The 12,075-nt window shown below is 58.8% G+C and carries 10 protein-coding genes and 1 tRNA gene; all 11 read left to right on the top strand.

The genetic code is table 11. The annotated features are described in order from the left end of the window. Positions 1 to 434: NADH-quinone oxidoreductase subunit NuoE (gene nuoE, locus ACJWXQ_RS06725; RefSeq protein ID WP_406672436.1), on the top strand; the 434-nt coding region annotated here is incomplete at its 5' end. Between the two features lie 5 nt (positions 435 to 439). Further along, a complete protein-coding gene (gene nuoF, locus ACJWXQ_RS06730; RefSeq protein WP_406672437.1) occupies positions 440 to 1,768 on the top strand; it encodes an NADH-quinone oxidoreductase subunit NuoF in 1,329 nt (442 codons plus the stop codon). 59 nt (positions 1,769 to 1,827) lie between these two features. Beyond that, complete coding sequence (gene nuoG / locus ACJWXQ_RS06735; protein ID WP_346051608.1) at positions 1,828 to 4,206, top strand: NADH-quinone oxidoreductase subunit NuoG; 2,379 nt, start codon at positions 1,828 to 1,830, stop codon at positions 4,204 to 4,206. Between the two features lie 34 nt (positions 4,207 to 4,240). Next, complete coding sequence (nuoH, locus tag ACJWXQ_RS06740) at positions 4,241 to 5,299, top strand: NADH-quinone oxidoreductase subunit NuoH (RefSeq protein ID WP_346051606.1); 1,059 nt, start codon at positions 4,241 to 4,243, stop codon at positions 5,297 to 5,299. A gap of 7 nt (positions 5,300 to 5,306) precedes the next feature. After that, the gene (gene nuoI, locus ACJWXQ_RS06745; RefSeq protein ID WP_346051603.1) at positions 5,307 to 5,795 is read left to right on the top strand and encodes an NADH-quinone oxidoreductase subunit NuoI; all 489 of its coding nucleotides are present in this window, start codon (positions 5,307 to 5,309) and stop codon (positions 5,793 to 5,795) included. A gap of 55 nt (positions 5,796 to 5,850) precedes the next feature. Then, positions 5,851 to 6,450, top strand: coding sequence for an NADH-quinone oxidoreductase subunit J (locus tag ACJWXQ_RS06750; protein WP_346051601.1), 600 nt, complete (start codon positions 5,851 to 5,853; stop codon positions 6,448 to 6,450). Between the two features lie 35 nt (positions 6,451 to 6,485). Next, positions 6,486 to 6,791 carry an NADH-quinone oxidoreductase subunit NuoK gene (gene nuoK / locus ACJWXQ_RS06755; protein ID WP_346051599.1) on the top strand — a complete coding sequence of 102 codons (306 nt, stop codon included), beginning with the start codon at positions 6,486 to 6,488 and terminating at the stop codon, positions 6,789 to 6,791. A gap of 85 nt (positions 6,792 to 6,876) precedes the next feature. Beyond that, positions 6,877 to 8,829 (top strand): NADH-quinone oxidoreductase subunit L, encoded by a 1,953-nt coding sequence (gene nuoL / locus ACJWXQ_RS06760; protein WP_346051597.1) that lies wholly within the window; start codon positions 6,877 to 6,879, stop codon positions 8,827 to 8,829. Positions 8,830 to 8,853: 24 nt separating this feature from the next. Beyond that, complete coding sequence (locus ACJWXQ_RS06765) at positions 8,854 to 10,368, top strand: NADH-quinone oxidoreductase subunit M (protein WP_346051595.1); 1,515 nt, start codon at positions 8,854 to 8,856, stop codon at positions 10,366 to 10,368. A 20-nt stretch (positions 10,369 to 10,388) separates the two neighbouring features. Further along, complete coding sequence (nuoN, locus tag ACJWXQ_RS06770) at positions 10,389 to 11,831, top strand: NADH-quinone oxidoreductase subunit NuoN (RefSeq protein WP_346051593.1); 1,443 nt, start codon at positions 10,389 to 10,391, stop codon at positions 11,829 to 11,831. Positions 11,832 to 11,974: 143 nt separating this feature from the next. Next, positions 11,975 to 12,051, top strand: a tRNA-Met gene (locus ACJWXQ_RS06775). Positions 12,052 to 12,075 lie beyond the last annotated feature (24 nt).

Here is a 12,075-nt window from a genome sequence, read left to right on the forward strand (position 1 = left end):
CCAAGTATCCCGAAGGGCAGCAGCGCTCGGCGGTACTTGACGCCCTGCGTGAAGCACAGCATCACAACGGTGGTTATCTCACCGAGGAATGGATGGATGCGGTGGCGGATCATCTTCAGCTTCCACCCATTGATGTCTATGAGGTAGCCACCTTCTATTCCATGTTCGAAACCAAGCCGGTGGGTCGCAACAAGATTTCCATCTGCACCAATATCAGTTGCATGCTCAATGGCTCTGATCAGATCGTGGAGCATGTAGAGAACAAGCTGGGCGTCAAGGTTGGCCAGACCACGGAAGACGGCCGCGTCTTTCTCAAGTGTGAGGAAGAGTGTCTGGCTGCCTGCAAGGGTGCGCCCATGATGATGGTTAACCACGAATACCACGAAGATCTGACCATCGAGAAGGTGGACAAGATCATCGATTCCCTGGAGTAAGTGGGATGTCGGATACCTCGATCTGCTACAAGACGCTGGGCCACGACAAGCCATACAGTCTTGAGATCTATCTCAAGCTGGGTGGTTATGAGGCCTGGAAAAAGATCCTGAAGGAGAAGATCTCGCCCGAGGATGTGGTTGAGGAGGTCAAGGCCTCCGGTCTCCGCGGGCGGGGTGGGGCAGGTTTCCCCACCGGTCTCAAGTGGAGCTTCATGCCTCGGGATTTTCAGGGGCAGAAGTATGTAGTCTGTAACTCGGATGAAAGTGAGCCCGGGACCTGCAAGGACCGGGATATCCTTCGTTACAACCCCCACGCCGTGATCGAGGGCATGGCCATCGGTGGCTATGCCATGGGCGCTACCGTGGGCTACAACTACATCCGGGGCGAGTTCGAGCATGAGCCCTATCGACGCTTCGTCGATGCGCTCAAGGAAGCCTACGAGGCTGGGCTCCTGGGCAAGAATATTTTTGGCTCCGGCGTGAATTTCGATCTTTACGATCATCTCGGCGCTGGTGCCTATATCTGTGGTGAAGAGACGGCGTTGCTTGATTCCCTGGAAGGGAAGAAGGGCCTGCCCCGATTCAAGCCCCCGTTTCCGGCCCAGAAAGGCCTGTATGGTCAGCCCACCACGGTCAATAACACGGAGTCCTTTGCCCAGGTCCCGGACATCATTCGCAATGGCGCGGACTGGTTCAAGGCATTCGGTACCGAAAAGAGTGGCGGGCTCAAGTGCTTCTCGGTCAGCGGTCATGTAAGCAAGCCGGGTAACTTCGAGATTCCCCTGGGGACACCGTTCAAGGACCTGCTGGAGATGGCTGGCGGCATTCGCGATGGTCGAAAGCTGAAAGCGGTTATCCCCGGCGGCTCGTCGGTGCCGGTTGTTCGTGGCGAGGACATGCTGAAAGCGAACATGGATTATGAATCCGTGCAGGAAGCAGGCTCCATGCTGGGCTCCGGTGCGGTTATCATCATGGATGACAGTACCTGCATGGTTCGTGCCCTTGAATGCATTTCTCGCTTCTACTTCGCCGAGTCCTGTGGGCAGTGCACGCCCTGTCGTGAAGGCACCGGCTGGTTGAACCGGGTGCTGCGGCGGATGCTGGCGGGGCAGGGGCGTCCCTCGGACCTGGAGCTGCTGGAGAGTGCCGCCAACGGCATCATGGGGCACACCATCTGTGCTCTGGGTGATGCAGCGGCCATGCCGGTCAAGAGCTTCCTGGACCGCTTCCGTGACGAATTCGAGTATCTGGTTGAGAACGGCCGCCCCATGGTGGGTCCGGCTCGTCCGGCCCTGCCCGAGGCCGGGCCGCACAACATGGGTTTTGCGGTCTGAACCATAAAGAGTGCCTGACCCGCTCAATGCAACGGGTCCCTGTATAGATGCGAACGGATATGAGTGACGACACCGTCAAGTTTGAAATCAACGGCAAGCCGGTGGAAGGCCGGAAAGGCCAGATGGTCATCGAGGTGGCTGACCAGTACGGTGAGCGCATCCCGCGCTTCTGCTATCACCGTAAGCTGTCGGTTGCGGCCAACTGCCGCATGTGCCTGGTGGAAGTGGAGAAGGCGCCGAAGCCCATGCCTGCCTGTGCCACTCCCATTGGGGAGGGCATGAAGGTTTTCACGCACTCGTCCAAGGCGTTGTCGGCGCAGAAGAACACCATGGAGTTTTTGCTCATCAACCACCCGCTGGATTGCCCCATTTGCGACCAGGGTGGTGAGTGTGAGCTTCAGGATCTGGCCCTGGGCTTCGGTCGTGATATTTCCCGCTATACGGAAAGCAAGCGGGTGGTTCAGGACCCCGACCTGGGCCCACTAATTTCCACCGACATGACGCGTTGCATTCACTGCACCCGTTGTGTTCGCTTCACCGAGGAAGTGGGCGGTTTCAAGGAGCTGGGCGCGACCGGGCGTGGTGAGAACATGCGCATCGGTACCTATATCCAGCGGACCGTGGACCATGAGCTGTCCGGCAATGTGATCGATCTTTGCCCGGTGGGTGCGCTCAACAACAAGCCCTTCCGTTTCCGTGGCCGCTCCTGGGAAATGACCCAGCATGAAGCGGTCTCGCCTCATGATCCGGTGGGCAGTAACTTTTATGCCCATACCCTCCGGGGTGATTTCCTTCGGGCGGTGCCGCGGGAAAACGAATCCATCAACGAAACCTGGATGGCCGACCGGGACCGCTTCAGCTGTGAAGGGATCTACAGCGATGAACGCGTTCGCCAGCCCATGATTCGGGAAGGCGGCGAACTGCGCGAAGCCGGTTGGGATGAGGCCATTGAGGCCGCAGCCAACGGTCTGCGCGACATCATCCAGCGTGATGGTGGTGAGCAGCTTGGCGCCCTGGCAGGTGCGAGCGCCAGTCTGGAAGAGCTGTTCCTGTTCCAGCGTCTGGTCAGGGGGTTGGGTTCCAACAATCTCGATCATCGCCTGGGGCAGGGTGATTTTCGCAGCGATGATATCGAATCGCGGATGCCCGGTCTGGGCATGAAGATTGCCGATATTGAAAAACTGGATGCTGCCCTTGTGGTGGGTTCCAATACCCGCAAGGAAGCGCCGATGCTGGCGCATCGATTGCGCAAGGCGGCTCTCGCCGGTTCGCGGGTGAGCTTCGTCAATCCGGCGGATTATGAGTTTCTGTTCCCGGTTTCCGCCTCTCTGGTGACCGGTGGCTCGAAGATGGTTGACGGCCTGGCCGAGGTGGCCGCGGCAGTGGCGAGCAAGCTCGGTAAGTCCCTGCCCGAGCCAGTGTTTGCATTGGCCGAGAAGGCCAAAGTCGGTGAGGAAGCCAAGGCCATCGCCGATGCCATCGCCGAGGGCGACAGGAAACTGGTGTTGCTGGGCCCGCTGGCCCGCTCCCATCCCCAGTGGTCGGAGTTGCAGGCCCTGGCAGATGCCATTGCCGCCCTGAGCGGCGCGACTCTCGGCCACCTGCCGGAAGGGGGCAACGCGCCCGCCGCCTGGCTGGCTGGTGTGCTGCCTCATCGTGGTCCCGGCGGTCAAGGTCTGGGTCAGCCCGGTCTCGATGCCCGAGCGGTTTTCGAGCAGCCGCGCAAGGCCTATCTGTTGCTGAATTGTGAGCCGGAGCGTGAAGCCTGGGACAGTGCCGCAGCCGCCAAGGCATTGGCTGAAGCGCCGATGGTGGTGGCCATGGCCAGTTACTACACCCCGGCCCTGAAAGAATATGCCGATGTGATCCTGCCCGTGGGGACCTATGCCGAGAGTTTCGGTACCCGGGTCAATATCGAGGGCCGGTGGCAGAGTACGGCAGGGATCATCAATCCGGTGGGCGAGTCCCGTCCTGCCTGGAAGGTTCTCCGTGTTCTTGGCAGCGTCTTCGAGCTGGACGGTTTCGAGCAGATGGATGCCGAGACGGTACTGGCCGAGGCCCATGCCGAAATCGGTGAGCCGGCCCTGGATACCCGCCCCCAGGGGAGTGTGAAGCTGACTGCTGCAGCGCAGGCCAAGGGATATTGGCGTTTGGGTGAGCTGCCCATTTATGCCAGCGATCCCCTGGTTCGTCGTGCCGAGCCCCTGCAGCGGACGGTGGATGGTCGCATTGCCGTTCGCCTGTCAGCGGCGGACGCCGAGAAGCTGGGTGTGTCCGACGAGGGCAATGTGGTCGTCGGTGCCAACGGTGCTGCACGGGAACTGCCAGTGGTGATCGACGAAGGGTTGCCCGCCGGTTCGGTGGTCGTCCCCACTGGTAGTGAGCTGACCCGGGGGCTGGGCCCCCGTCATGGCACCATCGAGGTCAAGAAAGCCTGATTTGGCTGGCTGAATAACAGGAATGACGAGCGCGATGACGGATTTCTTCATAGAACAATGGGAGGCCTTGCCGCCGGCCCTGCAGACGGTGCTAAGCGCCAGTTTCCAGATCGGCATCCTGTTGCTGGTCCTGATCCTCATGGTGGCCTATTACACCTACGCTGAGCGCCGGGTGATTGGCTTCATGCAGGGCAGGATGGGCCCCAACCGGGTGGGTCCCTGGGGGCTTCTGCAGCCCTTTGCGGATGTCATCAAGCTGGTGCTCAAGGAAATCATTGTTCCCAGCAATTCCAGCCGCTTCCTGTTCGTTATCGCGCCGTTGCTGTCCATTGCCCCGGCCTTCGCTGCCTGGGCGGTGATTCCTTTCCAGGACGGCATGGTGATTGCCGATATCAATGCCGGCCTGCTGTATCTGCTGGCGCTCACTTCCCTGAGTGTTTACGGCGTCATCCTGGCCGGTTGGGCATCCAACTCGAAGTACGCCTTCCTGGGCTCCATGCGTTCGGCGGCGCAGATCGTTGCTTATGAGATTGCCATGGGTTTTGCCCTGGTCGGTGTGCTCATGGCTGCGGGCAGTCTGAACCTCAATGACATTGTCATGCGCCAGGACGGGGGCGTGCTGCATTGGTTCCTGATTCCGCTCTTCCCCCTGTTTGTGGTGTATTTCATCTCCGGGGTGGCCGAGACCAACCGAGCCCCGTTTGATGTGCCGGAAGGGGAGTCCGAAATCGTTGCCGGCTTCCATGTGGAGTATTCGGGCACTGGTTTTGCCATCTTCTTCCTGGCTGAATATGCCAACATGATCCTGATCTCGGCTCTGACGGCGCTGTTCTTCTTCGGCGGCTGGTTGAGCCCTTTCCAGGGTGTCCCTCTTGTTGGTGACACATTCCTGGGCCAGAGCAGTATCGCCTGGTTCGCGGTTAAGACCTTCTTCTTCATGTTCGTCTTCCTGTGGTTCCGGGCTACCTTCCCCCGCTACCGCTATGATCAGATCATGCGTCTGGGCTGGAAGGTGTTCATTCCCATTACCATCGTCTGGATCGTGGTGCTCGGCCTGATGATCCTGTTTGATATCGGTCCATGGTTCAGCTGAGGCAGTCATGAACGCAATTAGCAGTTACGTAAAAAGTCTGTTTCTCTGGGAGCTGCTGCTGGGCTTGCGCCTGACGCTCAAGCATTTCTTCATGCCCAAGAGCACCATTCGCTATCCCGAAGAAAAGACGCCCAAGTCGCCTCGTTATCGCGGGATGCACGCCCTTCGTCGTTATCCCAGCGGCGAGGAACGTTGCATTGCCTGTAAATTGTGCGAGGCGGTCTGTCCGGCCCTGGCAATTACCATCGATTCGGATGTGCGCGAAGACGGCACTCGCCGCACCACCCGTTACGACATCGATATGTTCAAGTGCATCTATTGCGGCTTCTGCGAAGAGGCCTGTCCGGTGGATGCCATCGTGGAAACCAGCTTCACCGAGTATCACTTCGAGGAGCGGGGTCAGCAGATCATGACCAAGGACAAGCTCCTGGCAATCGGTGACAAGCTGGAACCGCAGATTGCGGCTGACCGGGCCATTGAAAGCCGGTACCGCTGATTGGCGGAATGAATCCCATACGCGCTTGAGACAAGGCAGCGGAGAGTAGCAAGGCATGGAACTGGTCATCTTTTACACATTTGCCGCCCTGGTAGTCGGTGCGGCCCTGGGTGTCATTACCGCCCGCAACCCCGTTCATTCGGTGTTGTTCCTGGTCATGGCCTTCGTCTTCAGCGCAGGCCTGTGGATTCTCATGGAGGCGGAGTTCTTGGGGATTGCCCTGATTCTGGTCTACGTCGGGGCGGTGATGGTGCTTTTCCTCTTCGTGGTGATGATGTTGGATATCAATGTCGCCACGATTCGAAGTGGATTCGCCCGAAATGCACCCCTGGGCGTGGCGGTGGCGGCAGCGCTCATTGGCATGCTGGCCTATGTGTTTTGGGTGCGTGATCTGGGTATTGAAATGATGGAGCGGCCCGAACGAGCAGCGGCGGATTACGACAATACCGGTGCCCTGGGTCAGCTCATGTACACGGAATATGTCTATCCCTTTGAAATCGCGGGCATCATTCTGCTCGTGGGGATTGTGGCGGCCATTGCCCTGACCATGCGTCGGCGTGAGGGCACCAAGCACCAGGATCCGGCCAAACAGGTACGGGTCCGCAGGGAAGACCGTGTACGGCTGGTTAACATGCCTGCCGAGAAGAAAGACTGAATCGCGCAGGGACTGGACAGACTTCAGGGGTTGTGATGATTACTCTCTATCATTATCTGATTCTGAGCGGTGTGCTGTTCAGCCTCAGCGTGGCCGGTATCTTCATGAACCGGAAAAACGTGCTGTTGTTGCTGATGTGCATCGAATTGATGTTGTTGGCGGTAAATACCAACTTCATCGCATTTTCTTACTTCTTGCAGGATCTGGCTGGCCAGATCTTCGTGTTCTTTATTTTGACAGTGGCAGCGGCAGAGGCTGCCATCGGTCTGGCCATTCTCGTGGTGCTGTTCAGGAACAAGAACACCATCAATGTGGAAGACCTTGATGCCATGAAGGGCTGATTTCCGCCCGGAAGTAGCAGACGCGGGGCCGCCGGCTAACGGTCGGCCAACGTAAGAGACCATTATTCCGATTGGGAAGTTAGGGATGGAAAACGTCTATCTGACAATCGTGCTTGCACCGTTGATTGCCGCCATCATTGCCGGCTTTTTTGGGCGCAAGATCGGAACTACCGGTGCCCACTGGGTGACTATCGTTGGTGTCGGTATTTCCTTCCTGCTTTCGCTGCGCGTTTTCTGGGATCAGTGGCTCGGCGGTGCCGAGGTCTTCAATGGTTCTGTCTACACCTGGATGGTCAGCGAAGGTGTGCGTTTCGAGGTGGGCTTCCTCATTGACCGGCTGTCGGCAATGATGATGACCGTGGTTACCTTCGTTTCCCTGATGGTGCACATCTACACCATCGGGTATATGAAGGGTGACCCCGGCTACCAGCGCTTCTTCGCCTATATTTCCCTGTTCACCTTCGCCATGCTCATGCTGGTGATGTCCAACAACTTCCTTCAGCTCTTCTTCGGCTGGGAAGCGGTTGGTGTGGTGTCCTATTTGCTGATCGGCTTCTGGTACAAGCGGCCCTCGGCCATTCACGCCAATCTCAAGGCTTTTCTGATCAACCGGGTAGGGGATTTCGGTTTCCTCCTGGGTATTGCCGCCATCTTCCTGTATTTCAACAGCATGGATTATGCCGAGGTCTTTGCCGCCGCGCCGGGCGTGGAAGGGGAGACCATGTCCATCATTGCCGGCTGGGAATGGTCGGTAATGACGGTGATCTGCATTCTGCTGTTCATCGGTGCCATGGGTAAGTCTGCTCAGGTGCCGCTGCACACCTGGCTGCCGGATTCCATGGAAGGCCCCACGCCCATTTCGGCGCTGATCCACGCCGCCACCATGGTGACGGCCGGTATCTACATGGTGGCCCGGATGTCACCCATGTTTGAGCTCTCGGTCACGGCCCTGAGTGTGGTCCTTATCGTTGGCGCGGTCACCGCGCTTTTCATGGGTATCCTTGGTCTGGTCCAGCATGACATCAAGCGTGTTGTGGCCTATTCGACCCTGTCGCAGCTTGGTTACATGACGGTGGCCCTGGGCGTGTCTGCCTATGCTGCGGGCATTTTCCATCTCATGACTCACGCCTTCTTCAAGGCGCTGCTGTTCCTCGCCGCCGGCTCGGTCATTATCGCCATGCATCACATCCAGGATATGCGGCAGATGGGCGGCCTGCGCAAATACATGCCGATCACCTACTGGACCTGTCTGATTGGTGCTCTGGCGCTGATCGGCTTCCCCGGCTTTTCGGGCTTCTTCTCGAAAGACGGCATCATCGAGGCAGTGGCCCTGTCTGAGATTCCCGGCGCGACCTTCGCCTATTGGGCGGTGTTGATCGGGGTCTTTGTGACCGCGCTATATACCTTCCGGATGTTCTTCCTGACCTTCCACGGGGAAGAGCGCATGGATGACCACACCCGCAAGGATCTCAAGGAAAGCCCCTGGGTAGTGACCGTGCCGCTGATTCTGCTCGCCATTCCGTCAGTGATTGTCGGCGCGCCCTTTGTCAGCTCCATGCTGCTGGGGGATTTCTTTGCCGAGGGTATCCACGTTGCGGCCGAACGGGATGTTCTGGCCATGCTGGGCGAGAAGTATGACGGTGCCATGGCTCTGCTCATGCACGGTCTGGTGGCGCCGCCGGTCTATCTCGCCTTTGCCGGTGTGGCACTGGCATGGTTCCTGTGGCTCAAGCGGCCGGACATTCCCGCGGCCATGGCGCAGCGCTTCTCGGCCGTGCACAAGCTGCTGGAGAACAAATACTACTTTGACCACCTCAACGAGAAGCTCATCGCGCCCGCCGGGCGTGGTCTGGGCCGGCTGTTCTGGCAGGTGGGTGATGTCCGCCTGATCGACGGCCTGGTGGTCAACGGTTCCGCCCGTCTGGTGGGCTGGGTGTCGGGCGTTGCCCGTCGTGTCCAGACCGGTTTCCTTTATCACTACGCATTCGCCATGGTTATCGGGCTTACCGCGCTCGTTGCCTGGCTTATCCTGCGCTGATCGGACGAAAAGGGATAGCAAGCAATGTTTGAAACTCTGCCACTGCTGAGTCTCCTGATCTGGCTGCCGATCATCGGCGGGATCGCCGTGCTGTTTGCCGACCGCTTCGGGCTCGGCGACGTGCGCTGGTGGGCCCTGGGCATTTCCTCGCTGGTCTTTATCCTCAGTATTCCGCTCTGGACTGCCTTTGATACCACCACCGCAGCCATGCAGTTTGAAGAGCGCCTGCCCTGGATCGAGACCCTGGGTGCCTACTATCACCTGGGTGTGGATGGCATTTCCATGCCCATGATTCTGCTGACCACCTTCATGACCGTGTTGGTGGTCATTGCCGGGTGGATGACGATCCAGAAGCGGCCTGCCCAGTATTTTGCAGCCTTCCTGTTCCTGGAGGGGATCACCATTGGCGTGTTCTCAGCCCTGGACATGGTGCTCTTCTATGTCTTCTGGGAAGCACTGCTGATTCCGATGTTCATTATCATCGGCATCTGGGGTGGGCCGAACCGGGTCTATGCCACCATCAAGTTCTTCCTCTATACCTTCTTCGGCTCGGTCTTCATGCTGGTGGCCTTCATCTACCTGTATGTCCAGACTGGCAGTACTTCGGTGTTCAGTTTCCATCTGGCGCCGTTGAGCATGACCGAGCAGATGTGGATATTCATTGCCTTCCTGCTCGCATTCGCCGTCAAGGTCCCGATGTGGCCGGTTCACACCTGGTTGCCTGATGCCCACGTTGAGGCACCCACGGGCGGTTCGGTGATCCTGGCGGCAATTCTGCTGAAGCTGGGCGCCTATGGTTTCCTGCGCTTCAGTCTGCCAATTACTCCGGACGCCAGTGCCGAACTGGCCTGGCTGTTGGTGGTGTTGTCGCTTATCGCGGTAGCCTACATCGGTTTCGTGGCCCTGGTTCAGTCGGACATGAAGAAGCTGATTGCCTATTCGTCCATTGCCCATATGGGCTTCGCCACGCTGGGCTTCTTCGTGGGTTACCTGATTCTGGCCTCCACCGGTGATGTCTCCGGTGCCGCTTTCGGTATTCAGGGCGGCATCGTCCAGATGGTCTCCCATGGCTTCATATCCGGCGCGCTATTCCTCTGTGTTGGCGTCATGTATGACCGCATTCACAGTCGGGAGATTGCCGATTACGGTGGCGTGGTGAACAAGATGCCGGTGTTTGCGGCCTTCATGGTTCTCTTCGCCATGGCCAATGCCGGCCTGCCGGGCACGTCCGGCTTCGTGGGTGAGTTCATGGTCATCCTGGCCAGTTTCCGGGCCGATTTCTGGATTGCCTTCATCGCTGCCCTGACGCTGATTCTGGGTGCGGCCTATACCCTCTGGATGGTCAAGCGGGTGATCTTCGGTGATGTGGCCAACGAGAAGGTGGCTTCTCTCACTGATATCAATCGTCGGGAAGTGTTGCTCCTTTCGGCTCTGGCCGTGCCCACCCTGCTGTTGGGTGTGTGGCCATCGCCCCTGATTGACGTCATCGCGCCCAGTGTCGAGGCCCTCGTCGAACACATGATGCAGAGCAAGATCTGATTCAGGAGTCTGTGGGGAACATGAATTTCCAAGTGCCAGATTTCACGCCTGTCATCCCGGAGATGTTTGTCGCCGGGATGGCCTGTCTCGTTCTCATGGTGGACCTGTTCCTCTCGGATCGGAACCGGGTTGTGACCCACTGGTTGACTCTGGCCACGCTGGCCGGTGCTGCCATTCTCACCTGGACGATCATGGGCGAGGCGGCCACCTTCACCTTTGGCGGCATGTTCATCGGTGACAGCCTGGCCCATGTGCTGAAGCTGTTTCTCTATCTGTCCCTGGCGGTTGTGCTGATCTATTCCCGTGCCTATCTGGAAGAGCGGGGCATGTTCAAGGGTGAGTATTATCTGCTCAGCCTGACGGCCTTGCTGGGTATGATGATCATGGTCTCCGGCCATAACCTGCTGGTGATCTACCTTGGCCTGGAGCTGCTGTCGCTGTCTCTTTATGCCATGGTGGCCTTCAACCGGGCCTCGGCCAACGCGGCCGAAGCCGCCATGAAGTACTTCGTGCTCGGCGCGATTGCTTCCGGTGTCCTCCTTTATGGCATGTCCATTCTCTATGGCGTGACCGGCTCCCTGGACGTGGGCGAGATTGCCGTTTATGTGTCCGAGGCCGAGATTTCCCATATTGGCCTGTCTCTGGCGCTGAGCTTCATCCTCGTGGGGCTGGCCTTCAAGATCGGGGCGGTGCCTTTCCACATGTGGATCCCCGATGTTTACCATGGTGCGCCCACTGCCGTGACCCTGTTTGTGGGCTCGGCACCGAAGATCGCCGCCTTTGCCCTCTTCATGCGGCTCCTGGCCGACGGCTTCGGTGGCTTCCACGAGGCCTGGCAGGGGATGCTCATTGTCCTTGCGGTTCTATCCATGGCCGTGGGCAGCTTCCTGGCCATCGCGCAGACGAACATCAAGCGGATGCTGGCCTATTCGACCATCACGCACATGGGTTTCATTCTCATGGGGGTAATGGCCGGGACTTCCCTGGGTTATCAGGCAGCCATGTTCTATACCCTGGTCTACGTGCTCATGGCCGCCGGCGCCTTCGGCATGATCATCCTCATGAGTGCCCGGGGGCGGGAAGCGGAAAATATCGACGATTTCCGCGGCCTCAACGAGCGTAGTCCCTGGTATGCCGCCTGCATGGCCATGCTGATGTTCGGCATGGCGGGGGTGCCGCCCCTGGCCGGCTTCCATGCCAAGCTCTCGGTGATCAACGCCGCCATTGACGCGGGCTGGGTCTGGATGGCTGTGGCGGCGGTGGTGTTTGCGATCATTTCCGCCTTCTACTACCTGCGGGTGGTCAAGGTGATGTATTTCGACAGCGCCGAGAACGAAGATCTGCCCGTGCCCGAGGGGCGCCTGGGTGTGCGGGCGCTGTTGAGCACCAACGCTCTGGTTGTGCTTGCCCTGGGCATGTTCCCCGGTTTGCTGATGGGGGTCTGCGTCTACGCCTTTGCCTGATTCGCTGGCCGGGCCGCCGGGGAACCAAAACCCGTTGGTCCGGTCTATCGGATACGGCGGGAAATTACTCAGGTTTTTTGTCTGCCATGCCAGGAAGGCCTTGAAAAAAAGGCGCCGCTTACATACAATGGCGTCTTGCCGGATGCGGGGTGGAGCAGTCTGGCAGCTCGTCGGGCTCATAACCCGAAGGTCGCAGGTTCGAATCCTGCCCCCGCTACCACTTTCCACGTGAAAGGCCCCTCCG

The sequence above is a fragment of the Natronospira sp. genome, assembly GCF_007134575.1.
In the GTDB taxonomy this organism is placed as follows: domain Bacteria; phylum Pseudomonadota; class Gammaproteobacteria; order Natronospirales; family Natronospiraceae; genus Natronospira; species Natronospira elongata.